Below are 25,938 nucleotides of genomic sequence, written 5' to 3' on the forward strand. Positions count from 1 at the left end.
TTTTTCGCTGCTTTTTTGAATCAGCTTTAACAGAATACACCTTTTACAGCCCTTTGTCAAGTGCTTTTCTCTCTTAAAATGAATTTTTTCTATTTCTTTTGCAGTGGTGCTTCCTTTAAGCGCAGAAAAACAGATATTCAAATACTTCCTACTGCTTATGCACAGCTTTCCCGTTTTTTCAGTACCAGTTGAATCCGCAAAAGCGAAATAAGCGGAAGTACTAACTCAAACAGCAGCCAAACCCAGCGCTCTACATTTTGTACCGCCGCAACCTGTGCCGAGACCGACTGAAAAAGGATACGGGAAAAAATGATAATTAGCACCCCTAAAATGACAATCAGCGGCTTTGCCCAAGACTTCTTTTGAAGCAGCTGCGTGATACCTGCTGTAAGAGCATAATACAGAATCGAAACTTTAAAGAACTCGAGCATTATCAATAAAACTGCATAGACAATATCCAGCCCCTGAAAAGCCTCTGAAAAGCCGGCCAGGCGTAGAGTTGCATAAGAAGGTGTTGCCAAGAACTGCGCCATAACACCCAGTACAGCGGTATCTCGGAGAGACACCATCACCAAAAAAACGCTGCCAACCCAAAAGCTTATTTTAAAGCATTTAGAGAGTTTGTCAGGTTGGTCCATAACCGGCGCAATCATCTGAAACACAATCATTCCCAAAGGCACAACCGAAACAATATTTGCACTCTGCAAAAGCTTTTGTGGAGAAGTTGTAAACATGGGAAGAAAGTTGTGCCAGTTCATTCTGCCACTGACCAAAATAGAAGTTAACGCGAAAGAAATAAAAGTGATCCAGGCAAACGCTGTACTGTACCTGACGATAACTTTTATTCCTTTGGTCACTGCCCAGCCACAAACCAATATAAAAGAGATTAAGATAACGAGTGTCGGCGTTTCCGGGAGAATATCCAAACCAACAAAGTTATTCATATCCCTTAGGTTTAAGGAAGAAAGAATAAAGAAGTAAGACAAATAAAGAATGGAAATAATTTTCCCCACTTTTTTACCGTACAGTTGCTCATTGATTTGAATCAGATTTTTTCCAGGGAAATACCGCATCACTGCAAGGTTAATCAACAAAAAGATAAACGCAAATGCACTGCCAAGCAAATAGGCAAACCAGGTATCTTTTCCCGACAGGCTAAAGGAAAAGGACATGAGCAGCGAGAAAGACTGAATATAGCAGATAACCGTATAGAAGAGTTGTGAATAACTGATTTTTTCTTTTTTCATTTTCGCCTCAATCAGTCGCTATATGCGTAATTTTGCCCATATCTTTTATCTGAACCTGAACCGTAATCTGTGGCTGAAGCTTTTTGTAAACCTGCTCCCATTTTCCTTTCAAGGGCTCCCATTTGCCCGGGTACTTTTCATACACCAGTTTTCCAATACCATAAATATCGGCTCCGCAGCGCTGCGTTTCATGAAAACAGTCAAGCATTTTTTTCTTTACAATTTTTTCTGCAGCGCTCTGAAGTGTTTGAAGAATTTCTTTATCGGAAAACCCGTGAAACTCTGTCATTTCGCGAACACCAAGGTTTGTGGAAACAGAAATAGAAACAGAAACCGTTCCATCAGAATGCACCTCCGGCACAATCTGGCTTTTGCTTTTCAGAATTTCTAAGCCCGCTTTTTCTTTTCCAACATTCACTTGCACAACACCGTTCTGTATTTGGTTCATCGTCCACAAAAAGCCACGTGTTTTATCTTCGTCCAATTCGCCCGCCAGCTTGTCTTTTTTAAAGACTGCAGTCCCAGAAATGACAAACCGCGGTTTTCCCGACTCTTTGTTCACCTTGATAATACTGGCAACAGGGCTGGTTGTTTCACTGGCCAGCTTCGATGAAAACTCCAGCAAATCCACATTTACGGACTCTGCATTGATTTTCTGCATTTTTAAAAGCTGAGAAATATCCAGTGCCGGCACAGAAGCGCCCTCTGTTTTCGCACTCAAAATATTTTCTGCAGTGGAATCAGATACTAAAATCCATACGTCCATTCTTGTGGAAGGATTTCGTGTGAAAAAATCGATTTGATTTTTGACGCCCCGCTTTGCCTCTTCCTTTCCGAATATGAGACACTGGTTGTGCCCCATAAACAGCCGGTGGCTACTCTCATGGGTCGTATCCCTGAGCATGTCAAACACGCTGTCGCCTGTTTTTTTGTAAACTAGAAATTTATCTTCTGACCCGCCCTGATCCTTGCTTGTCTGAGAATCTCCTTGATATCCGGCCTGCATTGTCAGAGCTGTCTGCCCCTTTTTTGCGCTGTCTAATCCCACTGCAATGACCGGAACCATTTCGGTCAGTTCTGTGCTGCTGGTATTGCCCACACTGCCCGTCACCAAAAAGCAAATAATCATAACCGCTGCAACTACCGAAAGCAGACGCTTGTGTTTCATTGAGCAGTGCCCCCTACTTATTCATTTAGGTCGGTCTCGTCCGGCGGAATCTTCCCCTTTTGACGCACAACATCGCTGTGCGCAATTTCTGTGGGGCGTTTTGTCATAGACCAAAGATGTGCACGAACAAAGATATCCTCCATATTCTGTTTGTTTACAGGCGCAATCCCAGAAAAATAAGGTACACCAAAAGACTCTAAAGAAGCAATGTGAATCAGCAGAGCCAAGGTCCCCAGCATAATGCCAAATCCACCCAAAAAAGAACCCGCCAGTAAAAATGCAAAACGCAATAGAGTGATAACATCTTGATTTTCCGGTGTAACGAATTCTGCCATAGCAGAAATGGCAACCGTAACGACCATGGGTGTACCAACAAGGCCGGCTGAAACAGCCGCATCGCCCATAACCAAAGCACCGACAATGCTGACAGCCTGCCCAATCGGCTGCGGCAGGCGCAGGCCTGCCTCCCGCAGAATTTCAAAAGCGAGAAGCAGTAAAAGGCCCTCAATGACGACCGGAAACGGCGTTCCACTTCTTGCTGCCGCAATCGTAAAGAGAAGCTTGATTGGAATCAATTCCTGGTGAAAAGTCGATATTGCAACATAAATTCCCGGTGAGAAAACAGCTATAAAAAAAGAAAGAAAGCGCAAAATGCGCACTGAAGTTGCATAAAAAGTTCTAGTATAATAATCCTCTGCCGTCTGGAAATTCTCTACAAACAGCATTGGTGCTGTCAAAACAAAAGGAGTGCCGTCTACAAGGATTGCAGCACGCCCCTCTAATATTTTTGCCGCTACAACATCTGGCTTCTCACTTTTGCCAATTGTCGGGAAAATACTGTATGGCGCATCTTCAATATACTGCTCAATATAGCCGGACTCTAAAATAGAGTCTACTTCCAATGCACTCAACCGCCGCTTGATTTCTTTTATCAAGGCGGGGTCAGCTACCCCCTCAAGGTACGCAATACTGACGGTTGTCCTGGTTTTGCGCCCGATTTTCAGGGTATCCATCCGAAGAGCCGGGTTGCGGATTTTCCTGCGCAAAAGAGATGTATTCGTGCGGTAGTTTTCGGTAAAGCCCTCTCGGGGGCCTCGTACAACCGCGGCAGTCTGCGGTTCCGTTACACTTCTTTTTTCCCACCCTTTGCTGCTGATGATAAGGCCCTGTTGAAACCCATCGATCAGCAGAACCGTGTCGCCACCAAGGCAACTGTCGATCAGCTCTTTTTCATTTGCACTCACCACAACGTCACCGGAACAGATAATTCTCTGCTGCACTTCGTCTACCAGATTAGCAGAACCGCTCTTGAGCGGCATCGTGCTTAACATCAGCGGCTTCATAATGCTTTCTGTAATAATTTCGTTGTTTACCATGCCGTCTATGAAAATCAACGCCGCTTTGACGGGAGAATCACTACCAAACATAAATTCCCGTATTTTAATATCGGTGCTTTCCCCTAAAATCTTACGAAATGTATCGACGTTGATTTTCAAGGAGCGATTGAGCTCTTTCTTTATTTTTTGCGCCTCTTCCTTTTCACTGAAGGCTTTTTCTGCATATGGGTCTGCATTTTTTGCAGACTTTCCTGATTTCCATTTATCAAAAAGTTCTTGTAATTTTTTCATGTATATGCCTCTTTTACAGGATAAAACAGCCGCCGAGTAATAGTATGGCTGCTTTTTCTAAAAAGATGCGCAGCAAATGCCTGCGTGGAATTTTACAGATGTCCTAAAACAGCATTAGGCTGCCCTTTTTCAGGGCAGCCTAATGCATCGGTCAGTCGCTTTTTATAAGTAAAAAATACTGTTCACTGCAAATGGAAGCAAGCGCTGCCGGACAGTGGAAACACCGTGCCGGCGGTCAACAGACTTTCATCCAGATCTTTTCGGTAACGGTCGCTTTTCGGGTCTAAGCTGTTAAGAGTAACGCCGCTGTCCCCTTTACGCCCGGTGGAGTGCACATACTTTCCACTGCCAATGTACATGGCTACATGCCCGGGGAAATAGAGCAAATCTGCCGGCTGCACTGCCGAACGGCCAATTCTGTGCACTGCATAGCCTTCCTGTATTTTGGCGTCTCGCCAAATAAGGATACCATTCAACAGATAGGCCATCTGCATAAGCCCAGAGCAGTCGATACCGAGTGGGCTTTTCCCGCCCCAGCGGTACTGCACATCGCTGTAGGAAAGCGCTGCCTTGATAAGGCTTTGGCGCAGCTCATCTTCCGGTACAGTTTCCGCTGCGGGAAGCTTTTTCAAAAAGCAGGCCGGCATCCAGCCGCTTTCGCCCCCCGGCAGACAAACCCGCTGCCAACCGTTCTCTCCGGCGTTCTGCAAGGCTCCGACGATACATCCACGCAGCATTGTCGCCACGCAAGTGCCTTGTACGCGCGGCTGTGACAGCAGATCGGCAGCGGCACGCACAACGATTCTTTTCGGTGCCAGATTCCACGCGACAGGTTCTGCAACCGCACGTAAATCAGTTCTTTGTACCCAGCCGCGGTACCCATAGCCGGTTTCTATAAAGCACCACTCTCCCTGCCGGCGCAAAACAGAGGCCGTCATACCGCACAGAGCCTGGTCCGTACGTTCGCCAGCTTCCGGGCTGCCGTAAAGGTCTGTCAGAGGACTGGTAAAAACCATATTCATACCTTCTTCTCCTTCTATAAAGTTACAGCAGAACATAACTTTCCGCTAAGCAGCAGGTACTCTGTATTTTCTGCGGTGCTGTCTTTCGTAATTCAAAATATAGGTATGCTGGCAGAAAAATAAAAGTCCGCAGCTATTGCATATATCTTCTGTATATTGAAAACTTTTGTTGGGCGGACTTTGCTCCGCCGGAAAGCATCTGCTACCTGAACGCTATTGCACATCAATACGGCAAAAAACCTGCAGAGGCAAAAAAAACAAATTAAAGGAAAAACATGCAGAGGACAAAGAAATCCGGTTGACAGTTTTTGGTATTGCGTTATAATAGCCATATGTTTTACTGAGAGAATAAATTGGAGGTTTTGAAAATGATGCAGTTTGGGCCGGACTTTGATTTTGCAAAAGAAGTCTCTGAAAAATGGAACAAAAAACGAAAATCTCTTCGTATTCTGAGCATTGTGCTGGCCGCGCTGATGGTTTTACTCGGCATTTTGTTTATCGCTTTTCCGCAGCAGTCTCTGGTGGTAATTGAGCGCATTGCCTCAGTGGTAATTCTTATATTGGGTGTTTATCTGCTGGTGGATTATTTTCAGACAGAAGTTTTTTTACGCCGCCCCGGCGTTTTAATTGACAGTATTCTCAATATCTTAATGGGACTGCTGCTTCTGTTTTCCCCAGCTACTATTACCATTGCAGCTTTTGCATTCTTATTCGGTATTCAAATGCTCATCTACGGAATCAGTCAGCTGGTTATGGCACAGCAAATCGGCTGCTTTGCTGTTTCCGGCTATGGCTGGATGATTGCCAGCGGCATTTTTAATATTTTAGCTGCCTTTGCATTCTTGGTTGCACCGCTGGTTTCAGCGATTGTAATGAATTACATTCTGGCGGTTTACCTGATTGTCGGTGGCATTACTCTGCTGATTGAAGCCATTTCTGTGAAAAACAGAGATTTCTAAAAAATAAAAATTGGAACAGGGCCTTAGCTGCTTCTAGCGGCTGAGGCCCTGTTTTTTCTGCCCTGTAGTGTAAAGGTTCTTTTTGCGCCGCTCAGGCAGCTTTTTTCATACGCTTTTTGGCTGATGGAAAGCGCACCGCTGCAGCGGCAGTTGGGTCGACCGCATCACGCAGAGCATCGCCGATAAAATTGATAGCCGTTACCAGAATGATAATGACCACGCCCGGCGGCACCCAAAGCCATGGCTTTGTCGTCAAGATAGTGAGCGACTGTGCACCGTTGAGCAGATTGCCAAGGCTTGCGGTCGGCGGCTGAACCCCCATGCCCAAAAAGCTGAGTGAGGCTTCATCCAATATGGAAAGCGCCAAAACCGAAGTGGCATACACCAGTATTGGGGCAATGGTATTTGGCAGAATCTCTGAAAACAAAATATGCCGCCGCGGCATACCCGCGACAATGCTGCTTTTTACGAAGTTTGTCTCGCGCAGAGAAAGTGTGCTGCCGCGCACCAGGCGCGCCACACCGGGCCAATCTACAAAACCTAAAATCCAGATGATATTCCACATGCCGGGTCTGAAAATTGCTGCCGCAACCAGAACCAGCAAAATATACGGAAATGACATCACCATATCGGTAAAGCGCATGATGACCATATCGAGCGCACCGCCAAAATAGCCGGCAAGCAGGCCAAGCAGCACACCGATTGCAGTGGAAATGGCCGTTGCCAACACGCCAACCAACAGGGAAACACGCGTGCCGTACAGCAGTCGACTCAAAACGTCTCGGCCAATCTGATCGGTTCCCAAAAGAAAGTGCACATTGGGAGCAGAGGAAAACGGACCGGCTATTTTCTGCGGGTCATACGGCGCAACCAGCGGCGCAAAAACTGCCAGCAGCACAACCACAGCGATAACCGCCAAACTGACCAGTGCCACTTTATGCCGGCAGAAGCGACGCCATAACAGGCGTCCGTAACTTTCGCCGGCAGTTTGCTGTAACTCAGGTTTTTTCATGATTTACCCCCTGCTTATTGATACTGAATAGAAGGGTCTGCTGCCGCATACAGAATGTCTGTCAGCAGATTTCCCAGCAGCACAACGACCGCAGAAACTAAGCTGACCCCCATAATAACCGGATAGTCCCGCGCAATAATGGCACTCATCGTCAAGAGGCCAAGGCCGGGCCATGAAAAGACCTGCTCTACGATGATAGCACCGCCAAACAGGGCCGGAATTTCCATACCAAAAACGGTGATAACCGGCACCAGCGCATTGCGCAAAGCGTGTTTGTTAATAACTCGGAAGCGGCCAATGCCTTTGGCGCGGGCTGTACGCAAATAATCCTGCTGCAAAATTTCCAGCACAGCACTGCGAATGTAGCGCAGATTCGTACCAGTCATGGAAACCACCAGTACCGTGACTGGCATAATCATATGCAGTGCAATATCCCCTGCACCACCCGCGGCACCAAGGGTTGTCATGCCGCTGGAGGGCAATATATTGAGCCGTACAGAAAAGAAATAAATAAGCACCAGTGCCAAAAAAAAGCTGGGAATGCTCGTCCCTAAAAAAGACAGGCCAACCACTGTATAGTCCCCTTTTTGATATTGATGGGTCGCGCTGTAAATGCCCGCAGGCAGTGCAATCAAAATGCTGATCAGCAGGGAAATGCCCATGAGCAACAGCGTTGGGCCTAAGTGAGTGCCAATCAGCGCTGTAACTGCCTCATGGTTTTGGATGGACGTGCCCATATTGCCGGTAAAGATCTGCCCAAGCCAGGTAAAATACTGCAGATAGACCGGCTGATTCAGCCCCAGTGAAGCGCTTTTCGCCGCTTTTGCCGCCTCGGAAACACGGGCGCCCTGAATCATATCCAGCGGGCTGCCGGCAAGACTCATCAGCGCATAATCAATAATCGTAATGCCGATAAGTACTGGAATGGCTATGAGAATGCGCTTTAAAATGTATTTTCCCATATTCACGAAGCTGTCACTTCCTTTTCTGCGGCAGAAACAGCAAATGGGCAGGCTGCAAGGTGTGTGCTGCCGGGGGAAACCGGACGAAGCTGCGGGGTAATGCCGCTGCACTCCGGTTTTGCAAATGGGCACCGGGGCGCAAAGCGGCAGCCTTTTTTCTGTGTTTCTTTTGCGGGGGTATCCCCTGCCTCACCTTTCAGCAGCGCTGGATGGCTGCGGTCAAGCGGGTCAGGATTTGGCACCGCCGCGCACAGCGCCTGCGTATAAGGATGGACCGGATTCGCAAAAAGTTCCGCCGAGTCCGCAATTTCGACTATCTTTCCCAAATACATCACGGCAATGCGGCTGCTGATGTACTTAACAGCACCTAAACCGTGCCCGATAAAAAGCATGCTCAGCCCCAGCTCTTTTTGCAGATCGCGCAGCAGATTGAGGATCTGTGCCTGAATCGACACGTCCAGTGCACTGACCGGCTCATCGCATACTAAAAATTTCGGCTGCAGGGAAAGCGCTTTTGCAATGCAAATGCGCTGCCGCTGCCCACCGGAAAACTCGTAGGGAAACCGCCCCTTGCTGCTTTTGGGCAAACCAACCATGTCCAGCAAACGCTCTACCTCCGCATCAGCCTGTGCACGCGTGACCAGTTTATGGTACAGCATTGGCTGCGCCAAAGCATCACGAATGCGCTTGCGGGGATTCAAAGAAGAATACGAGTCCTGAAACACCATTTGCAGCTGCGTGCGAAGCGGCTTCATTTGCCGCACTATAAGATTTGAAATCTCTTTTCCGGCAAACCAAACCTGCCCCGCCGTTGGCTTTTCCAGTGCGACAATCTGCCGGCCGGCGGTAGATTTGCCGCAGCCGGATTCCCCGACCAGCCCTAATGTGGTGCCGCGCGCAACCGAAAAGCTGACACCGTCTACTGCACGCACATAGCCGACTGTGTGTGGAACCACGCCGCCGCGAATTGGATAATACTTCTTTAAATTTTCTACTTTTAGGATAGCTTCCTCAGGCATCTGCTCTTTTGCCCCCCTGCCCTTTCCAGCGTATGCAGCGTGCCGCGTGGGTACTGCTGCCCGCCGGGTACATCGGCTGCGGCTCTTGACAGGCCGACTGCGCATACGGACAGCGCGCGGCAAAACGACAGCCGGTAATTTTCTGGTATTCTTCTGGCACTGTTCCCGGTATTGCAGAAAGAACACGGCCGGGTTCATCTTTGGTACCGGGCACGGTTTGCAGCAGGGCCTGGGTATAAGGGTGAGCCGGGTGGTAAAACAGGTCACGGACGTTTGCCTGCTCGACAATCTGCCCAGCATACATCACCAGGACGCGGTCGGCCATCTGCGCAATCAGCCCAATATCATGTGTTATGAGAATCATGGACATCTTCAATTCTTTCTGCAGGCTGCGCAGCAGCTGCATAATCTGCGCCTGAATGGTCACATCTAGGGCAGTGGTCGGTTCATCGGCAATAAGCAGCTTAGGACTGCAGGCAAGCGCCATGGCAATCATCACGCGCTGGCGCATGCCGCCGGAAAGCACAAACGGATATTTTTTGAGCATTGCGCGCGGCTGAGGCAGGCCCACTTTGCCCAAAAGGGAAACCGCACGTTCTTTTGCCGCGGCTTTGCTTAGATTTGTGTGCGCGCAAATGCTTTCGATCAGTTGGCTGCCAATGGGAAAGACGGGGTCTAAAGAAGTCAGTGCATCCTGAAAAATCATTGTAAGTTCACTGCCTCGGATTTTATCCAGTTCCTTTTCCGAGAGCTTCAGCAGGTCACGCCCCTCAAACAGCACCTGCCCACCGGTCACGCGGCCATTTACGGGCAAAAGGCCCATAATGGCAAGCGAAGTAATGCTCTTTCCGCAGCCAGACTCACCGACAATGCCGAGGATCTCTCCTTTTCCCACAGAAAAGCTGACTTTATCCAGCCGCACCGCTGTGTCGGTATCCCCTGCAAATGTGACTTCCAGGTTTTTTACTTCCAAAAGATTTGGCACACTGCTGCCCCTCTCTGTACACAGAGAATACACCGGCAGCAATCAACATGCCGGTGTATTCTGCTCTGACTTTATCCCTGCAATTCCCAATTTTGAATATTGTTAAACGAACCATAAACAGTTGGTTCTGCATTTTTCAGCCGTTTGTTCACCGCACCGAGGGCACTGATGACATAAGTGTTGATCATCGGCACATCTTTCTGCACAGTTTGGTTGATAGTGAGATACTGCTTTGCAATTTCGGCCGTACTGCTGGTGCGCTGTGTCTTTGCCAAAGCAGCATCGACTACAGAAGAGCTGTAACCAGTCCAGCTGTCTTTGCCGCCCAGCAGCCACTTGACATCCGGGTAAGGGTCTACCGGTGCATACGTGTACTGCACCGCCAAAAGGTCATACTTTCTGGAGCCCGCCGTAGACATCAGCGTAGCAAGGTCTACCGTACGAATATCCACCTTAATGCCAACCTGCGCAAGTTCTTCTTTAATAACGCTGCTGCCGTTGACAAAAGTGGCATCACCGGAATTGATATAAAAAGTCAGAGTTTTGCTGCTGTCCCAATTTGCCGCTTTTAAAAGCTCCTGCGCCTTCTGCGGGTTATAGGCGGTTTTTGCAAGGGCTTTATCGTAATACGGGCTTGCAGAAGTCAGGAAACCATCGTCGACCTCGCCTTTGCCATTAATTAGATTTTTCAGCAGCAGATCGCGGTCGATTGCGTACTGAATTGCCTGCCGTACACGCACATCCGGAATGGTCTGCGTATTGAGAAACAGAGACTGCGTGGTGACCGGGTCGCCATACTTTGCCGTAACATTGGAAAGCGAAGAAATGCTGGTGTAATCTTCCTGTGGAATAGCACCCATTGTCTGCTGCACAAAATCAATTTCGCCGGATTTCAGCCCAGCGTAAATCTGGCTTGCCGCAACGATTTTAATATTCATTTTGCTGATTTTCGGGGTACCTTTCCAGTATTTTTCATTTGCCTTGTAAGAAATATAATGATTGTTGTCAACAGCAGTCGCCATATAGGGACCATCTACAACCGTGGGGCTGTTGAACCAGGTGTATTTTGCGAGCTGGTCCTCGGCAACACTCTGCAGCACATGTTTTGGCACCGGCATGATATAACGCGCATAGCTGTTTTCAAAAGTCGTAAGGCCCATGTAATCTTTCATCGTCATGGTCAGCGTTTTGTCATCTAAAACCTTGACACCAGAAACCGACGAAGCGCCCTTTGTCACAAAGCCATCGTCTCCGGTGCCGACAAGAGAACTCATGGACATCGTTGTATTGGCAACAAGAGGACTGCACAGGCGCAGTACCGTAAATGCGACATCATCTGCTGTTACAGATTTTCCGTCTGACCAGGCAGCTTTGGAATTTACATGAATGGTAAACGTTTTGTTGTCTTTTGTTGTAATGGAATCCGCGAGCATACCCTCAAACTGCATTTTGCTGTTGAGCTCAACCAGCGGCAGAAACATCATAGCAGTCGCATTTTTGTTGATTTCAGTCGCGTCAATCGTCAAGGGATTGAGCGAGGCCAAAGAATCTGTAACCCCGATATTTACAATTTTACTGTCGGACACAGCCGCAGAGGCCGCAGACCCTGTCGCAGAAGTTGTCCCCGCGCCGCCGCAGCCAGCCGCCGCACAGGAAACGGCTGTCGCCAAAGCTAGACACAACAGACGTTTTGCAACTGTTTTCGCTTTTTTCATTCGGATCATTCCTCCACTCTTCTTTATCTCTTGGTTTCCACGCCGCCTACAAACAGGCGCAGCTGACAAGGCTGTTTTTGCAATGTGCAGTTTTATACTGCCCAAAAACACAACCTGTAGGATTTTTTGAAACAATCAACTCTAAAAGATGATTGCTTTAGTATAGGTTTTTCAGGCCGGTTTGTCAATAAAAGCCTGTAAATACCTTATAAAACCACTTTTATACATAAGAATTGGTTTCCTGCTTGCAGCTGGTTATAATTTTGTCTGCTGCTGAATAGGAATACAGCAAAGAAACCAAATGAGAAAAAGAAGGAGCAGAAATGACGGAATTTACTTATACGATTACAAAAAGCGATGGTCTGCATGCACGGCCAGCTGGACTGCTGGTGCAGTGTGCCGTGGCCTTTCCCTGTACAGTTACCCTGAAAAAGCATGAACTGCAGGCAGACGCAAAATCTTTCTTTAAATTGCTGCGACTCGGGGTGCAGCGCGGTGAAAAAGTTGCTGTGTGCTGCAGCGGAGAGCAGGAACAAGAGGCTGCTAAAGTCCTGCAAACATTTTTTCGGGAGAATCTGTAAATCTTGCAAAGCAAAGCGAAGCCGCTGCAAAAAAAATTCTGCAGCGGCTTCATTATGATAAAAATGTCTGAAAGGCTTAAGAAAGGAGCATACGGTCGTTGTCCAATTCTTTGCCTGCAGCGTTCTGGAAACGCTGCAGTAAATCTTCCACCTGAAGATTTTTCTTTTCTTCACCGGAAATGTCAAACAGAACACGGCCCCCGCCCATCATGATGATGCGATTGCCAAGCTGAATAGCCTGGCGCATATTGTGCGTAACCATCAGCGCGGTAAGCTTTTGGTCATCTACAATTTTTTGAGTTTGTTTTAAAACCGTATCTGCAGTTTTAGGGTCCAGTGCAGCCGTATGTTCATCCAGCAGCAAAAGCTTTGGCTTTTGCAGTGTCGCCATTAAAAGTGTCAGCGCCTGGCGCTGCCCGCCGGACAGCAGACCGACTTTACTGGTCATGCGGTCTTCCAGCCCAAGGTCAAGCACTTTCAGCTTTTCTTTAAACAGCTCACGCTCTTCATTGGTAATGCCCCAGCGCAAGGTGCGCGATTTCCCGCGGCGATAAGCCATTGCCAGATTTTCTTCGATATTCATATCCCCGGCAGTGCCGCGCATGGGGTCCTGAAACACACGGCCCAGATAATGCGCACGCTTATACTCGGGCAGGCGTGTAATGTCTGTGCCGCCCAGCAAGATCTTGCCGCTGTCACAAGGAAAAACACCGGCAATCAAGTTGAGCAGTGTGCTTTTTCCCGCGCCGTTGCCGCCGATTATCGTGACAAAATCGCCGGGCTGCAGGTGCAGTGTAATATTGATGAGGGCCTGCTTTTCGTTGACGGTCCCTTTATTAAAGGTTTTGCATACTTTTGTCAGCTGCAGCATTTCCTCACTCCCCTTCATCTATTTCGTCTGGATCTTTGTCAGAATTATCGATGCTGTCCTCTATTTGGCTGTCGGGCACAAGCACCGGCGCTGCCTTTTCGTGGCGAATGGCATTCCAGCGCTGAATGTCTTTTTTCATTTTCGGGAAAAACAGTGCAATCGCAACAATAATTGCCGTAATCAGCTTCATATCTGTGCTGCGCAGGCCAAAGAACAGGACGATTGCGATAACCGCACGGTAAATAACAGAGCCAAGCACCATACAGACAAGCCGCAGCAAGAAACTGACGTGTTTGCCCAAAACCGCCTCGCCAATAATTACAGACGCAAGGCCGATGACGATGGTGCCGACGCCCATATCCACAGAAGCGGAACCCTGCACCTGTGCAAATACACCGCCGGAAAGTGCAACCAAACCATTGCTGAGGACCAAAGCAGTCATGGTCATGCTGTCCGTATTAACACCCAGCGAACGCACCATATAAGGGTTGTTTCCCGTGGCACGGATAGAGCAGCCAAGCTCTGTACCAAAGAACCAATACAAGAATGCAATGATAACGACTACCAGAACAGTGCCTAAAAGCAGCTGGCAGTTTTTCGCGGACATGCCGGGAATCCACTCTCGTATCATTGTGTCGGCGGTATCTACACCATTCAGTGGAATCATAGCGCCGCTCATAATACGAATATTGATGGAATATAAAGCTGTCATGGTCAAAATACCGGCCAAAAGGCCCGGTATTTTCATTTTCGTTGTAAGGAAGCCAGTTACAAAACCGCAAAGCATGCCGGCAGCCATTGCCGCAAGCAGCGCTAAAAACGGATTGACCCCATGATTGCCTACCAGCATAGCCGCCACAGCACCGCCTGTCGCAAAGCTGCCATCAACGGTCATATCGGCGAAATTCAGGATACGAAAGGTCATATATACGCCGAGTGCCATAATGCTCCAAATAACACCCTGCGCAACGGCGCCGTGCAGTGCGCCAAAAAAGTTTGTAATGTCCATAGATTGATGCCCTCATTTTCCTGCAATTTTTAAACAGGAAGTACCCCGCAGCCACAGCCGCGGGGTAACTTGTTTGGTGTTCCTGTTGTTTCGTCCCTGTTACTTAGAGCTGCTTGAGCTGCTCTCGCTGCTGACATCCTTGCCGCTCTTGGTGATGCTGTCCGGCAGGGTCAGGCCCAGCTGTTTTGCAACAGCGCTGTTGTAAGAAACATCATATTGTTTCTGGTACTCAATCGGCATATCTGCCGGCTTTGACTCCCCTTTGAGAATCTTTGCCGCCATAGCGCCGGTCTGCTTGCCCAGTTCTTCATAGTTGATGCCAACCGTTAAAACGCCGCCATTGGAAACCATGCCGCTTTCGCCGACAAACACAGGCAGCTTTGCCGGTGTGGTAACACCGGTAACAACTTTCATACCAGAGGCCAGCATGTTGTCGGTCGGAATATAAACCGCCTGCACTTTACCAATCATGGACTGGGAAACCTGCTGAATTTCATTTGCCGCAGATACGGTAAATTCTTTGTATTTTAAGCCGTTTTTCGTGCATGCAGCCTTGGCCCAGTCTGCCTGCAGCTTTGAGTTTGTCTCACTGGAGCAGTACATAATGCCAACGGTGTCGACATTGGAAACGACCTGCTTGATAAGCTTTATCTGCTCCTCAACCGGGGTCTTGTCGCTAGTGCCGGTGATGTTTCCGCCCGGTTTTTCGTTGCTGTCTACCAACTTGGCCTGCGCTGGGTCGGTAACAGCGGTAACAAGCACCGGGGTGGTAGTGTCGGCCTTGGCAACCGCCTGAGCGATTGGCGTAGCAATCGCCAAAATCAAATCCGGCTTTTTGCTGGTCAAAGTATTTGCTACTGTAACACAGTTAGACTGGTCTCCCTGTGCATTCTGTACGTCGTATGTTACGCTGTCGCCCTCTTTAAAGCCTGCCGCAGTCAGTCCTTCTTTAAATCCCTTTAAAGAGGCGTCCATTGCCGGGTGCGTCATATACTGCGCAACACCGATTGTGTACTTTTTTGCGGATGTTCCTGAGCCTGCCGAACCGGCTGCTGATGAGGAGCTGCCGCCGCAGGCGGTCATGCCGGTCAGCATTGCCGCAGCCAGCACAAGCGCCGCTGCCGTTTTTATCTTTTTCATGTAGATCCCTCCTGTTTTTCGCGCCCCCGCAAAGAAAGAGCGTCACTTTAACGTTTCAAAGGCTTAAAGTTTATTTACATCTTACACAACATAGAACCGAATGTCAAGCGCGGAGACTTTGCTTTTTTAACGTTTTTCTTATATAATAAAAATAAAATAAAAATAAAAGAAATATCATCTCAGCAACAGACAGGAGATTTTAGCATGACAGCAACCATTTATATTTACGATACAGAAGGAAAGCGAAAAGCCTCCTGCTCTCTTTCACCCGACCCAAACGGCTGTGACGACGGCGGCAGAGAATACACACTGCCAAACGGCTATGAACTGGCAGACGGAAAAATTTTCTCAAAAAAAGGGGTCTGCTCTCTACAGATGCACAACGATATGCCGCTGCTGATTGATAAAGACAACAAGCTTGCCTTTCTGCTGCAGCAGGTGCGCAAAATAGAACTGTGCCGAAAAGCCGCCGGCATGACCCGCCAAGAACTGGCAGACAAGGTTGGCCTGACACAGTACGACATTTATCAGCTGGAGTACCATGAAGTGGAACCAGGCAGTGCTATTTTGGGAAAAATTGCCGCTGCGCTGGGTTGCGAAACGATGGACCTCACCTGACAGCAAACGAAAGCAAAAAGGCAGCGTACAGCCTATAAATCCACTTGGTCTTTTAGCTGCGCGTAAAGCTTGTTGCCTACGCCTTTGATGTTTTTCAGCTCCGCCACGGAATGAAAGCTGCCGTGGGCCTTTCGGTAGCTGAGAATACGCTCGGCAAGTGCACTGCCAACACCTTTCAGACTTTCAAGCTGTGCTTCTGTAGCGGTATTTAAGTGAATCTTGCCGTTATACGCACTGCTGAGTGGTGTAGAAGAAACGTCTGTCGTGATGACAGCAGCCGGGTCGCTGATGGGCGGCTCATACAGTACAGTATAGCCAATACACAAGGCCAGCAGAACAGCTGCAATACCGATTAAAATGCGAATATGCACTTTTTCTTCGTCCATATTTTATCCCCATATGATGCCGGCAGCGCTCGCTGCCGGCTCTTTTATGCCTGCAGTTTCTTTAAGAAATCGGTAAAATACGCGGGCAGCGGGCTGGAAAACTCCAGATACTCACCTGTACGCGGATGCACAAAGCCGATGACCCGTGCATGCAGGCACTGCCCCTGCAAACCCGCTGCCGGCTTTTTGGGTCCATAGACCGGATCGCCGGCCACGGGGTGGCCAATGTAAGCCATGTGTACACGAATTTGGTGCGTACGGCCGGTCTCCAGTTTCAGCCGGATATGCGTAAAGCCTTTGTAGTGCGCAAGGACCTGGTAATGCGTCACCGCGCGGCGGCCGTTTAAAACGACTGCCATTTTTTTGCGGTCAGAGGGGCAGCGGCCGATGGGTTCATCGATGGTACCACACTCTTTTTTTACATTTCCGTGTACGACTGCTTCATAAATGCGCGTAAAGCTGTGCACTCGAATCTGTTCTGCCAATTTTTTATGGGCTTCATCGGTTTTAGCGACAATCAGTAGGCCGCTGGTATCTTTATCAATCCGGTGTACAATGCCGGGACGAATGACGCCGTTGATGCCGGAAAGAGAATCGCCACAGTGGGCCAGTAGCGCATTGACCAGCGTACCAGTATAGTGGCCGGGCGCCGGGTGCACTACCATTCCTTTCGGCTTATTGACGACCAGCAGACTGCTGTCTTCGTAAACAATATCGAGCGGAATTGCCTCAGGCAGAACGTCCAATTTCTGCGGGTCTGGAATCAGGGCGTCAATCTGCTCGTCTGCAGTTACCCGAAAACTTTTGAGCAGCGGTTTTCCGCCGCGCGTCACACAGCCTTCTTCAATATATTTTTCCGCCAGGGAACGGGTTAGGTCAATTCCCTGCTGACTTAAAAATTTATCTAGGCGAAGCCCACTCTCTTCCTCTTTTACTGTAAAAGAATACGCTTTAGGCATTGGATTCTTTCGCCCCTTCTTCTGGTTTGTCTTCTAAAAACAGACTGAGAATCAGCAGCGCAACGCCGACAACAACACAGATATCTGCAAAATTAAAAATGAACGGGAAAAAGTGAAAATGAATGTAGTCGACAACATAGCCGCGCGCAAAACGATCAATGATATTCCCAACGCCGCCACCCAAAATCAGCGTAAAAGAAACCCGTAAAAGTCTGCTCTTTGCACGGTAATGAAAAATGGCATAAACAATGAAAACGCAGATGATTGACGTAATTGCCGCAATCACCCACTGCCTATTCTGCAAAATGCCAAATGCGGCGCCGCGGTTCTCTAAATACCGCAGTGAAAGGAAATGCGGAATCAGTGTCACACTGCCGACTGGCAGCAGATACCGAAGGACGAGCAGCTTCAGCAGCTGGTCAGCAGCCACCAGAGCGGCCGCAAGCAGCAAAGAAAGGATTGGCATAACGATAAATTCCTCCCCATTAACAAAAAGCGGAGCGGCTTAGCCGCCCCGCTTCTATTGATTATTTTTTACGAAAGCACATGTGCGCAGCGCTCACAGACATCCGAATGCGCAGCATCTTTGCCAACGGTGTCACTGTACATCCAGCAGCGGGCACATTTTTTGCCCTCAGCATGTGAAACGGTGACAGAGAAGTCTGGCAAAGCCACATCGGTAAAGGTGCCGGTACCTTCCTTTTGCACTTCAACATCTGACACAATAAAGACTGCGGTCAGCTGCGGCAGCACGCTCTGTACAAATTCATACAAATCACCTGTGCAGAAAAGTTCTACCTTTGCATCTAATGAAGAACCAATTACCTTTTGTTTGCGGGCCTGTTCCAAAGCTTTCTTCACATCGTCACGCACGGCGTGGATACGGTCCCAGCGGGCCACAAAAGCATCGTCCACCTGTACGCCGGTCGCTTTGGGGAACTCATTGAGCATAACAGAAGCAGCATCTTCGTCTTTTGTATGCTGCATCGCAAGCCAGATTTCTTCGCTGGTATAGGCAAGAATTGGCGCAATCAAGCGGGTAATACCGCTCAAAATTGTAAACATCACGGTCTGCGCCGCGCGGCGGGTCGGGCTGTCTGCTTTTTCGGTATACAGGCGGTCCTTTGCGACATCCAGATAGAAGTTGCTCATATCAACGACACAGAAATTGTGAATTGCATGGTAGGCATTGTGGAACTCCAAAGAGCTGTAGCCTTCCTCAACTTCTGCAATCAGTTTATCAAATTGATACAATGCCCAGCGGTCGATTTCCTGCAGGTTGTCCTGCCCGACAGCATCTTTATCCGGGTCAAAATCATGCAGGTTGCCCAGCATAAAGCGCGCCGTATTGCGAATTTTGCGGTATGCGTCAGACAGCTGCTTCAGGATTTCCCGGGAAATGCGGATATCCGCATGATAATCAGAAGAAGCAACCCACAGACGCAGAATATCAGCGCCGTATTTATCGATAATCTCCTGCGGAGCAATGCCATTGCCCAAAGATTTGCTCATTTTGCGGCCTTCACCGTCAACAACCCAGCCATGGGTGCAGACAGCCTTATACGGGGCTTGTCCGCGCCACGCGGTACTGGTCAGCAAACTGGACTGGAACCAGCCGCGGTACTGATCGGCACCCTCCAAGTAAAGGTCAGCAGGCCAATGCAGTTCCGGACGCTGGTCAGCTACAGCAGCGTGGGAAACGCCGGAGTCAAACCAGACATCCATAATGTCGTGTTCTTTGGTAAATTCTGTGCAGCCGCATTTTTTGCACACGGTGCCTGTCGGCAGAATCTCTTTTGCATCGGTCGTATACCAAGCATCACTGCCCTTTTCCGCAAACAGCTTAGAGACATTCTGCATTGCTTCTTTGCTCATCAGTGGTTCACCGCAATCTTTGCAGTAAAAGATCGGAATCGGCACACCCCAGCGGCGCTGACGCGAAATGCACCAGTCGTTGCGCTCGCGGACCATGGAAGTAATGCGATCGCGGCCCCATGCGGGAATCCACTTGACTTGGTTGATTTCTTCCACAGCCTTATCTTTAATTGCATCTACTGAACAGAACCACTGCTCAGTTGCACGGAACAAAATTGGCTTTTTGCAGCGCCAGCAGTGCGGGTACTGATGGATAATTTTTTTCTGTGCAAACATTGCGCCGATTTCCGTCAAATATGCAGCGATCTCTTTGTTTGCCTGCTGGGTTGTCATGCCGGCAAAGCGCTCGCCTGCTTCTGCTGTCATGCGGCCGTTTGCATCTACCGGCACGATAATCGGCAGCTCCGGGTAATGGTCATGGCAAACATTATAGTCATCGACGCCGTGGCCCGGTGCTGTATGCACGCAGCCGGTGCCGCTGTCCAGTGTAACATGGTCGCCGATAATAACCAAAGACTGGCGGTCGAGGAATGGATGCTGGGCTTTCATGTATTCACAGTCTTTGCCCTTAAAAACAGCAATGACGGAATAGTCGGTCTTGCCAGCTTCTTTCATGACAGATTCATAGAGTGCACTTGCCATGATATAGTACTCATTGCCGCACTTAATCAGAGAGTACTCGAAGTCCGGCCCAAGGCAGATCGCTTCATTTGCAGGAATTGTCCATGTTGTAGTGGTCCAGATAACGAAATAGGTGTGTGCAAGGTCAGCACCCTTAGAGGCAAAGAAGCCTCCCTTATCATCTGTTACACGAAACTTGACATAGATAGAATCGCAGGGATCTTCCTGGTACTCAATTTCCGCTTCTGCCAAAGCAGTCTTGCAATCCGGGCACCAATAAACAGGCTTGAGTCCCTTATAAATAAGGCCCTTTTCGCACATATTGGAAAAAATCTCAATTTGCTTTGCTTCATAGTCATGTGTCAGTGTAATATAGGGATGATCCCAGTCGCCGAGGCCGCCTAGGCGCTTGAACTCATTGCGCTGGCCATCAATATAAGAAAGCGCAAACTCACGGCAGATTTTACGCAGCTCAATATCAGAAATGGTATCGCTGTTTTTCACGCCGGCCTTTTTGCGAGCTTTCAGTTCTGTAGGCAGGCCGTGTGTATCCCAGCCGGGTACATAAGGCGCCTGGTAACCGGACATGTTTTTAGAGCGAACAATGATATCTTTGAGCACTTTATTAAGGGCTGTACCCAAATGAATATCGCCGTTGGCATACGGCGGGCCGTCATGCAGAACATAAACCGGCTTGCCCTCATTCTTTTTCATAACCTGACCATACAGGTCTTCTTTTTCCCACGCCGACAGGGTTTCCGGCTCACGCTTTGGCAGATGTGCCTGCATGGGGAAATCTGTCTTCGGCAAATTCAGAGTACTTTTGTAGTCCATTGAAATGTCTTCTCTCCTTCAATATTACGCTGCACGCAAGCTATTATTTATGAAATTCAGTGCCTTTTGCTGAAAATTTCAGAGGCATCTTCATCATCGAGGTCGTATTCGTCAGAAAAGGCACCCGCAGGCTTTTTCTTTTGGTCTTTTTTCGGCGGAACCGGATCAAAAGGTTTAGCAGTCAGATAGTCCGGTTCGTCAGGGGTAGTCGCAAAAGTAACCGGCTGCGGCTGCTGCCGCTTCACAGGTGCCGGATTGGGTTCTTTCTGCGACTGCACAGCAGGCACTGGAGCAGCGACAGCAACAGGGGCTGCCGGAGCAGCAGCTGGCTTTTCCGGCTCTACCGGGACGGCAGGTTCAGCCTGCTGCGGCTGGGCTGCAGCGACGGGCTGGGGCTTCTCTGCTGTTTGCGGGGCAGCGGGCTCAGCCTGCGGTGCAGGTTTTTTCTCCATGTGCGGAATTTCGTTAATCAATGTCAAATGCTGTTTGTACATCTGCATCAGCTTTGCGCGGAAGTCAGAAACGGCCTGCTTCATTTCGCGCAGCTTTTCCTGCTCGCTGACAATATTTTTGGAAGCGCCGTTTACAATAACATTTGCTTTTTCATTTGCCTGGTGAATGATTTCATCCGCCTGCTGCTGAGCTTCCTTTAAAGCAGTATCGCGCATTTTCTGCGCACTGAGCAGGGCTTCTTTAATTTCGTCCTCTTCCCCGCGGTACTGCTTAATCTGCTCTTCCAGCTCTTTTATTTTATCCTGCAGCTTGCTAACCTCATTGTTTTTGCGCTCAAGATTATCGCGCTGTTCTGCGGTCTTTTGAATCAGCGTATCATAGGAGGTTTCCACTTCGTCCAGAAAATCATCAACCTCTTCGCGCATATATCCGCCGCGCAGGCTTGCTTTTTGAAATCTTTTATGCTTGATATCATTTAAAGACAGCATTCCGTATACCCTCCATTAAATATATTTTCTTCCCTGAAGCCGCAAACGGCCCTTTTGTGTTTGCTGTGAAAGAGAATCGATGCGGTAGCGGCCTTTGCCGTGGATGGAAAGCAGCACGCCCTCTTCCACTGGGGAATCCGCACGGTCAGCCGGCATATGATTCATCTGTACGCTGCCGCTTTGCAACAGGGCCTGTGCCTTGGTACGGCTGATCCCCATACAGGCAGCAACGACACAATCGAGCCGTGCAGAAGCAACCACCGCAGAAAATGGCTGATAATGATGTGCCGGCGGCAGCGGTTCTGTTGCGCCAAGAGTAAGCTTTACGCCGACACGGCCGACTTTGGTAATCTGCGCTGGAAGAAACGACTTCATTTCACTGCGAAAGAAGAAAACACACCGGCCGGCCTCTACCAGGATATCACCCAGCACCTCGCGGCCGATACCCGCACCGAGCAGTGCACCGAGAAAGTCACGGTGCGTAAGGCTGTCGCATACCCGAAACGAGGCCGTAGCCGCACAGAGCGGAAACGCCTGTGGCTTCGGCTCCATCCATTCCGGAAATGCGCCAAAGCAGACACGCTCTGCCCCTGCGTATCCGCCCCAAAGCAGATAAGAAGCAAAGCGTGCCTGCCCTGCTGCCCTGGCGGCCAGCACTGCCTGACGCTCATCTAAAAAGCCCACAAAGTGTGCGCCGCGGCCGCTCTGTGCCAGCCGTATAGCATCTGCGACCTTAGCCTGCAGCACCGCATCCTGATCTTCTGTCGGCATCAGTAGTATGTACCGCCCTCTGTATCGGTTTCCTCAGCGCTGTCCTCTCCGGTCAAGTTGACATTGTATGGAGTAATGATAAACGTATTGGTCGCAACGCGCTTAATTTTGCCGCCGTTGGCGTAAGCGACACCGCTGAGAAAATCGATAATGCGGCGTGCAACATCTTTCTGGGTATCTTCCAGATTGAGCACAACCGTATTGGTGTGAATTAGTTCATCTGCAACCGCGCAGGTCTCTTCACCAAAATGCTCAGGCTTAAAAATAACGACCTGCAGCTGGTGTGAATTCAAATTGACGACTTTGCCGTCAGAAGAATGCGAATAGGAAGTCTGCGTGCGCTCGCGGCGGGGAGCAGGCTGCTCGGTGCTGCGGGCCTCGGGCTGGGGCTGCCTGGCAGGCTGCGCCTCATGGGGCTTCTCCTGCTGCTGGGGCTGTTCTTCTTCATAGTCATAGTCATCGTACTCTTCCTCCGGGGGATTCCAAAGGTCCTTAAATTTCTGCATCAGTCCAGCCATATTAAAATATGCCTCCTAAATACTTTTCATGTATATTTCAGATTATTTCTTTGAGTAGTCTCTTGCGCCAAACAGAGCAGAGCCGACGCGGACCATATTGGCCCCCGCCTCAATCGCCAACTCATAGTCAGCAGACATACCCATAGATAAAAGCTGCATACAGACATTATCTATTTTTTTCGAGCTTATGTCAACAAAATATTGATGCATTTGCGTAAAATAAGCGAAAGTTTCTTTGCGCTCTGCCTTTGCCGGCGGAATTGCCATAAGGCCGCAGACCTTAATGTTGGGCATTTGTGCTATTTTTAAGAGCAGTTGCTCGATGCTTTCCGGCAAAACGCCAGATTTATTTTCTTCGCGGCCAATATTTACCTCAATCAAAATATTTGTCGTAAGACCCGCCTTCACGGACAGGCGAGAAACCTCTGCGGCAAGTTTTTCACTGTCGATACTTTGAATCAGGCTTACCTTGCCGATTAGGTACTTAATTTTATTTTTCTGCAGGTGGCCGATAAACTGTACCTCCGCTAAATCTTTGCGGTAGCGGTCATATTTTTCGGTCAGCTCCTGCACACGGTTTTCCCCGATATAGCGGATGCCTGCCTCGATACCGTGATTGATCACCTCGACCGGCACGGTTTTTGTAGCTGCAAGCAATGTAATATCTTTGCGGCTGCGTCCGCTGCGCTCGGCTGCGGCTGTAATGTTTTCTTCGATGATTTTCAGGTTTTCCTCTACATCATGGAAACGCTGCTGCAGTTTCTCTTCACTCAATGATTCTTCCGTCATATAGATCCTTCCCTTCAATTACGACTTCATCATACAGCTGTAAACTTTCTTTTGTAGAAAGCTTGGTCAGATCGGGGCTGGGGTCACAGTAAACATAGTTGCTGTCACTGTACAGCGGGACGATCTGCTTGAATTTCATTACAATACCATACATGACAAACACGCCCTCTACAGTTTTGCCATTTACTTTTTCAAAGTGCACAGACTTTTGGCTGATTTGAATTCCTTTGTATGTATTGAGGGTAATTTTTGCGGTTTCGTGCCGGATATTGATTAGGTCCGCATCCATACTGTTACACTGCAGAATGACCGCGGCCTTTGCGGTTTTGCTTTTCTGGTTTACCCGCAGTACAGTTGCCTTAACCTGTGCAGAGCTGGCAAATGGAAATGTAATGGTAACGGTGGTATCCGTTTTAAATTTTGAGGCGTCCTCTGGGCTTACCACACAGGCAAAATACCAATTAAACTGGGAACAGACACGGCCAACAACATTGCTTGCCACTGCCACCGGTTTAATGGAATCCGAAAGGTTTTCTGGAAACAATTCCTGTACATTCTGATAGGAAAAAGCGGATTCATAGCCATCTGCTTTGCTGCTGAAATACCCGGAGCTGTCAGCAGTCACTGTTCCGAGTTCTTCGCCGTTGGTGCCTGCGGGCAGCGCGGCAATCTGCTTCTGCAGGGCCGCAATGCGCGCAGAAAAGTCCTTTACTTGGCCGTTTGCCAACTGCTTTTCGTTAAAAAGAGTAAGCAGGCGCTGGCGTGAATCGGAAATATCGGCAGAGCCATCGTTGGCGTCTTTAATCAGACGCAGCAGCTGCTCACTGAGCAGCGAATCTACATTTTCGGCATTTGCGTCCGCGTAAGAGCCCTGGCTAGCGAAAGACTGCAAAGCCTGCATTTCAGCGGTCATCTTTGCTTTTTTCTGCAGCACACCGGCATCTGCCACACTTTTATAGGCGTGGGCAACTGTGCCGCCTTTATTCACTTTGCCTCCGTCGGTAATATCATACTGCAGCACGCCGCCGTTTTTGTTTGTCAGCAGGGACTCCTGCCGCACTGCATAGCCGCTGGCGGTAACTGTATCGGAAACCGTTTTATAGAGGGCAGTTTCAGTCTTTTGGTGTACAAAATTGGCCCGGTACACCTGATACCCGATAAAGACCAGGATAGCAGCCGCTAAAAGAAGCGAAAGGACACGCTGCACTTTTATCTGCTTCATAAACTGCCTCCTTTTAGAAAATTCCGGATAAGATTTTCGGCCTGCTGTGCAAGAGCGAAAAAATCGGGATAATCATCCACATAAAGCCAACGAGCATCTTTTTCACGGCGAAACCATGTCAGCTGGCGTTTTGCATAGCGGCGTGTCTCGCGCTTGACCGACTCCACTGCCTGCGGCAGTGTGCACCTGCCCTGTAGGTACGGCAGCAGTTCTTTGTAGCCGATGGCCTGCAGGGACGTAGCGCCGCCGCTGCGCAGCGCCTGCTCCGCTTCCTGCACTAAGCCGGCATCGATCATCTGGTCGACGCGCGTGTTAATGCGCTCATAGAGTTTGGCGCGGTCGCGAAAGCCGAGACACAGCATGCAGGCGCTGTAGGGGCTTGCCTGTCCGTGGGAAAGGGCTTCGTTTTCTGCTAAAGTTTTTCCGGTCGTCTGGTATATTTCCAGTACACGAATCACGCGCTTGGTGTTGTTGGGATGAATGCTCGCCGCGGCCTGCGGGTCAATTTGCTTCAAGCGCTCGTAAAGCGCCTGTCCGCCTTTTTCGTCTGCATACTTTTGCAGGTCCGCACGCACAGCAGGGTCTGCATTGGGCTGCTCAAACGAAATGCCCTGCAACAGACTGCGAATGTAAAGTCCTGTACCGCCGGCAATAACCGGCAGCCTGCCTGCGGCGGCTATCTGCTGGATTGCCTCACCCGCCAGCTGAACATAATCTGCAACACTGAAAGCCTGCTGTGGCGGCTGAAAATCAATCAGGTGGTGCGGCACCCCTTGCATCTCGGCAGGAGTCGGCTTTGCTGTTGCAATCTGCATGCCGCGGTAAATCTGCATGGAATCGGCCGACACGACCTCGCCATGAAGCGCCCTGCACAGGGCAACAGCCAACCGTGTTTTGCCGGAAGCGGTAGGGCCGGCAACCACAGCAACAGATATTTTTTTCATCTTTGCATCATCCGATTTTCGCTCCCACGCTGAGGTTATGTAAACACAATCTTTATTTTAGCGGAGTAATGCCAAAAATGCAAATAAAAATCATGCACTTTCGTAAAAAAGATTCTGTTTATTCCTTTCTAAACAGGATAAA

25 protein-coding genes are annotated in these 25,938 nt (G+C 49.2%); 3 read left to right on the top strand and 22 right to left on the bottom strand.

Annotated features, from left to right (window positions below):
- Positions 1 to 155 precede the first annotated feature (155 nt).
- The 4 genes from LKE53_05230 to LKE53_05245 form a co-directional block, all read right to left on the bottom strand.
- Positions 156 to 1,247 (bottom strand): spore germination protein, encoded by a 1,092-nt coding sequence (locus LKE53_05230; protein MCH3972156.1) that lies wholly within the window; start codon positions 1,245 to 1,247, stop codon positions 156 to 158.
- Positions 1,248 to 1,254: 7 nt separating this feature from the next.
- Entirely contained in the window at positions 1,255 to 2,415 is a 1,161-nt protein-coding gene (locus LKE53_05235) for a Ger(x)C family spore germination protein (GenBank protein ID MCH3972157.1), read from the bottom strand.
- A 17-nt stretch (positions 2,416 to 2,432) separates the two neighbouring features.
- Positions 2,433 to 4,043 (bottom strand): spore germination protein, encoded by a 1,611-nt coding sequence (locus LKE53_05240; GenBank protein MCH3972158.1) that lies wholly within the window; start codon positions 4,041 to 4,043, stop codon positions 2,433 to 2,435.
- 182 nt (positions 4,044 to 4,225) lie between these two features.
- Positions 4,226 to 5,065 (bottom strand): C40 family peptidase, encoded by an 840-nt coding sequence (locus LKE53_05245; GenBank protein ID MCH3972159.1) that lies wholly within the window; start codon positions 5,063 to 5,065, stop codon positions 4,226 to 4,228.
- 368 nt (positions 5,066 to 5,433) lie between these two features.
- On the opposite strand from LKE53_05245, the gene LKE53_05250 reads away from it, so the two are divergent.
- On the top strand, positions 5,434 to 6,024 hold the full coding sequence (locus tag LKE53_05250; GenBank protein ID MCH3972160.1) for a DUF308 domain-containing protein: 591 nt from the start codon (positions 5,434 to 5,436) through the stop codon (positions 6,022 to 6,024).
- A gap of 91 nt (positions 6,025 to 6,115) precedes the next feature.
- Here LKE53_05250 and LKE53_05255 read toward each other — a convergent pair whose 3' ends face one another.
- The 5 genes from LKE53_05255 to LKE53_05275 form a co-directional block, all read right to left on the bottom strand.
- Entirely contained in the window at positions 6,116 to 7,036 is a 921-nt protein-coding gene (locus LKE53_05255) for an ABC transporter permease (protein ID MCH3972161.1), read from the bottom strand.
- A gap of 14 nt (positions 7,037 to 7,050) precedes the next feature.
- Positions 7,051 to 7,998, bottom strand: coding sequence for an ABC transporter permease (locus tag LKE53_05260; protein ID MCH3972162.1), 948 nt, complete (start codon positions 7,996 to 7,998; stop codon positions 7,051 to 7,053).
- A gap of 2 nt (positions 7,999 to 8,000) precedes the next feature.
- Positions 8,001 to 9,017: an ABC transporter ATP-binding protein gene (locus LKE53_05265; protein MCH3972163.1), complete on the bottom strand. Its 1,017-nt coding sequence runs from the start codon at positions 9,015 to 9,017 to the stop codon at positions 8,001 to 8,003.
- Positions 9,010 to 10,002, bottom strand: a complete 993-nt coding sequence (locus LKE53_05270; GenBank protein ID MCH3972164.1) for an ABC transporter ATP-binding protein — start codon at positions 10,000 to 10,002, stop codon at positions 9,010 to 9,012. Before LKE53_05270 ends, LKE53_05265 begins: the two co-directional genes overlap by 8 nt.
- A gap of 71 nt (positions 10,003 to 10,073) precedes the next feature.
- Complete coding sequence (locus tag LKE53_05275) at positions 10,074 to 11,717, bottom strand: ABC transporter substrate-binding protein (GenBank protein ID MCH3972165.1); 1,644 nt, start codon at positions 11,715 to 11,717, stop codon at positions 10,074 to 10,076.
- 323 nt (positions 11,718 to 12,040) lie between these two features.
- Here LKE53_05275 and LKE53_05280 point away from each other — a divergent pair, with 323 nt between their 5' ends.
- Positions 12,041 to 12,298: an HPr family phosphocarrier protein gene (locus LKE53_05280; GenBank protein MCH3972166.1), complete on the top strand. Its 258-nt coding sequence runs from the start codon at positions 12,041 to 12,043 to the stop codon at positions 12,296 to 12,298.
- Between the two features lie 76 nt (positions 12,299 to 12,374).
- Here LKE53_05280 and LKE53_05285 read toward each other — a convergent pair whose 3' ends face one another.
- The 3 genes from LKE53_05285 to LKE53_05295 all read right to left on the bottom strand — a co-directional run bounded on the left by LKE53_05285 (position 12,375) and on the right by LKE53_05295 (position 15,318).
- On the bottom strand, positions 12,375 to 13,169 hold the full coding sequence (locus LKE53_05285) for an ABC transporter ATP-binding protein (protein MCH3972167.1): 795 nt from the start codon (positions 13,167 to 13,169) through the stop codon (positions 12,375 to 12,377).
- Positions 13,170 to 13,173: 4 nt separating this feature from the next.
- Positions 13,174 to 14,178, bottom strand: a complete 1,005-nt coding sequence (locus tag LKE53_05290) for an ABC transporter permease (GenBank protein ID MCH3972168.1) — start codon at positions 14,176 to 14,178, stop codon at positions 13,174 to 13,176.
- Positions 14,179 to 14,277: 99 nt separating this feature from the next.
- The gene (locus LKE53_05295; protein ID MCH3972169.1) at positions 14,278 to 15,318 is read right to left on the bottom strand and encodes an ABC transporter substrate-binding protein; all 1,041 of its coding nucleotides are present in this window, start codon (positions 15,316 to 15,318) and stop codon (positions 14,278 to 14,280) included.
- Positions 15,319 to 15,522: 204 nt separating this feature from the next.
- On the opposite strand from LKE53_05295, the gene LKE53_05300 reads away from it, so the two are divergent.
- Entirely contained in the window at positions 15,523 to 15,936 is a 414-nt protein-coding gene (locus LKE53_05300) for a helix-turn-helix transcriptional regulator (GenBank protein MCH3972170.1), read from the top strand.
- A 32-nt stretch (positions 15,937 to 15,968) separates the two neighbouring features.
- Here LKE53_05300 and LKE53_05305 read toward each other — a convergent pair whose 3' ends face one another.
- The 10 genes from LKE53_05305 to miaA all read right to left on the bottom strand — a co-directional run bounded on the left by LKE53_05305 (position 15,969) and on the right by miaA (position 25,796).
- Positions 15,969 to 16,322 carry a helix-hairpin-helix domain-containing protein gene (locus tag LKE53_05305; protein MCH3972171.1) on the bottom strand — a complete coding sequence of 118 codons (354 nt, stop codon included), beginning with the start codon at positions 16,320 to 16,322 and terminating at the stop codon, positions 15,969 to 15,971.
- Positions 16,323 to 16,366: 44 nt separating this feature from the next.
- Entirely contained in the window at positions 16,367 to 17,281 is a 915-nt protein-coding gene (locus LKE53_05310) for an RluA family pseudouridine synthase (protein MCH3972172.1), read from the bottom strand.
- A complete protein-coding gene (lspA, locus tag LKE53_05315) occupies positions 17,274 to 17,747 on the bottom strand; it encodes a signal peptidase II (GenBank protein ID MCH3972173.1) in 474 nt (157 codons plus the stop codon). The genes LKE53_05310 and lspA overlap by 8 nt, the downstream gene beginning before the upstream one ends.
- A gap of 68 nt (positions 17,748 to 17,815) precedes the next feature.
- Entirely contained in the window at positions 17,816 to 20,611 is a 2,796-nt protein-coding gene (ileS, locus tag LKE53_05320; protein ID MCH3972174.1) for an isoleucine--tRNA ligase, read from the bottom strand.
- A 56-nt stretch (positions 20,612 to 20,667) separates the two neighbouring features.
- Positions 20,668 to 21,552, bottom strand: coding sequence for a DivIVA domain-containing protein (locus LKE53_05325; GenBank protein ID MCH3972175.1), 885 nt, complete (start codon positions 21,550 to 21,552; stop codon positions 20,668 to 20,670).
- A 15-nt stretch (positions 21,553 to 21,567) separates the two neighbouring features.
- Complete coding sequence (locus LKE53_05330; protein MCH3972176.1) at positions 21,568 to 22,323, bottom strand: YlmH/Sll1252 family protein; 756 nt, start codon at positions 22,321 to 22,323, stop codon at positions 21,568 to 21,570.
- Positions 22,323 to 22,841 (bottom strand): cell division protein SepF, encoded by a 519-nt coding sequence (locus LKE53_05335; GenBank protein MCH3972177.1) that lies wholly within the window; start codon positions 22,839 to 22,841, stop codon positions 22,323 to 22,325. The genes LKE53_05330 and LKE53_05335 overlap by 1 nt, the downstream gene beginning before the upstream one ends.
- A 42-nt stretch (positions 22,842 to 22,883) precedes the next feature.
- A complete protein-coding gene (locus LKE53_05340) occupies positions 22,884 to 23,630 on the bottom strand; it encodes a YggS family pyridoxal phosphate-dependent enzyme (GenBank protein ID MCH3972178.1) in 747 nt (248 codons plus the stop codon).
- Positions 23,608 to 24,852, bottom strand: a complete 1,245-nt coding sequence (locus tag LKE53_05345; GenBank protein MCH3972179.1) for a secretion protein HlyD — start codon at positions 24,850 to 24,852, stop codon at positions 23,608 to 23,610. The genes LKE53_05340 and LKE53_05345 overlap by 23 nt, the downstream gene beginning before the upstream one ends.
- A complete protein-coding gene (miaA, locus tag LKE53_05350) occupies positions 24,849 to 25,796 on the bottom strand; it encodes a tRNA (adenosine(37)-N6)-dimethylallyltransferase MiaA (GenBank protein ID MCH3972180.1) in 948 nt (315 codons plus the stop codon). The genes LKE53_05345 and miaA overlap by 4 nt, the downstream gene beginning before the upstream one ends.
- Positions 25,797 to 25,938 lie beyond the last annotated feature (142 nt).

It is taken from the genome of Oscillospiraceae bacterium (genome assembly GCA_022483045.1).
GTDB lineage: Bacteria > Bacillota > Clostridia > Oscillospirales > Acutalibacteraceae > Caproicibacterium.

Excerpts from the sequence above, each read along its gene's own strand:
- LKE53_05340 (MCH3972178.1), bottom strand. The coding sequence starts at position 23,630 with ATGACGGAAGAATCATTGAGTGAAGAGAAACTGCAGCAGCGTTTCCAT.
- LKE53_05240 (MCH3972158.1), bottom strand. The coding sequence starts at position 4,043 with ATGAAAAAATTACAAGAACTTTTTGATAAATGGAAATCAGGAAAGTCT.
- LKE53_05305 (MCH3972171.1), bottom strand. The coding sequence starts at position 16,322 with ATGGACGAAGAAAAAGTGCATATTCGCATTTTAATCGGTATTGCAGCT.
- LKE53_05250 (MCH3972160.1), top strand. The coding sequence starts at position 5,434 with ATGATGCAGTTTGGGCCGGACTTTGATTTTGCAAAAGAAGTCTCTGAA.
- LKE53_05265 (MCH3972163.1), bottom strand. The coding sequence starts at position 9,017 with ATGCCTGAGGAAGCTATCCTAAAAGTAGAAAATTTAAAGAAGTATTAT.
- LKE53_05310 (MCH3972172.1), bottom strand. The coding sequence starts at position 17,281 with ATGCCTAAAGCGTATTCTTTTACAGTAAAAGAGGAAGAGAGTGGGCTT.
- ileS (MCH3972174.1), bottom strand. The coding sequence starts at position 20,611 with ATGGACTACAAAAGTACTCTGAATTTGCCGAAGACAGATTTCCCCATG.
- LKE53_05230 (MCH3972156.1), bottom strand. The coding sequence starts at position 1,247 with ATGAAAAAAGAAAAAATCAGTTATTCACAACTCTTCTATACGGTTATC.
- miaA (MCH3972180.1), bottom strand. The coding sequence starts at position 25,796 with ATGAAAAAAATATCTGTTGCTGTGGTTGCCGGCCCTACCGCTTCCGGC.
- LKE53_05335 (MCH3972177.1), bottom strand. The coding sequence starts at position 22,841 with ATGGCTGGACTGATGCAGAAATTTAAGGACCTTTGGAATCCCCCGGAG.
- LKE53_05295 (MCH3972169.1), bottom strand. The coding sequence starts at position 15,318 with ATGAAAAAGATAAAAACGGCAGCGGCGCTTGTGCTGGCTGCGGCAATG.
- LKE53_05290 (MCH3972168.1), bottom strand. The coding sequence starts at position 14,178 with ATGGACATTACAAACTTTTTTGGCGCACTGCACGGCGCCGTTGCGCAG.
- LKE53_05245 (MCH3972159.1), bottom strand. The coding sequence starts at position 5,065 with ATGAATATGGTTTTTACCAGTCCTCTGACAGACCTTTACGGCAGCCCG.
- LKE53_05275 (MCH3972165.1), bottom strand. The coding sequence starts at position 11,717 with ATGAAAAAAGCGAAAACAGTTGCAAAACGTCTGTTGTGTCTAGCTTTG.
- LKE53_05280 (MCH3972166.1), top strand. The coding sequence starts at position 12,041 with ATGACGGAATTTACTTATACGATTACAAAAAGCGATGGTCTGCATGCA.
- LKE53_05260 (MCH3972162.1), bottom strand. The coding sequence starts at position 7,998 with ATGGGAAAATACATTTTAAAGCGCATTCTCATAGCCATTCCAGTACTT.
- LKE53_05255 (MCH3972161.1), bottom strand. The coding sequence starts at position 7,036 with ATGAAAAAACCTGAGTTACAGCAAACTGCCGGCGAAAGTTACGGACGC.
- LKE53_05325 (MCH3972175.1), bottom strand. The coding sequence starts at position 21,552 with ATGCTGTCTTTAAATGATATCAAGCATAAAAGATTTCAAAAAGCAAGC.
- LKE53_05285 (MCH3972167.1), bottom strand. The coding sequence starts at position 13,169 with ATGCTGCAGCTGACAAAAGTATGCAAAACCTTTAATAAAGGGACCGTC.
- LKE53_05300 (MCH3972170.1), top strand. The coding sequence starts at position 15,523 with ATGACAGCAACCATTTATATTTACGATACAGAAGGAAAGCGAAAAGCC.
- LKE53_05345 (MCH3972179.1), bottom strand. The coding sequence starts at position 24,852 with ATGAAGCAGATAAAAGTGCAGCGTGTCCTTTCGCTTCTTTTAGCGGCT.
- lspA (MCH3972173.1), bottom strand. The coding sequence starts at position 17,747 with ATGCCAATCCTTTCTTTGCTGCTTGCGGCCGCTCTGGTGGCTGCTGAC.
- LKE53_05235 (MCH3972157.1), bottom strand. The coding sequence starts at position 2,415 with ATGAAACACAAGCGTCTGCTTTCGGTAGTTGCAGCGGTTATGATTATT.
- LKE53_05330 (MCH3972176.1), bottom strand. The coding sequence starts at position 22,323 with ATGCCGACAGAAGATCAGGATGCGGTGCTGCAGGCTAAGGTCGCAGAT.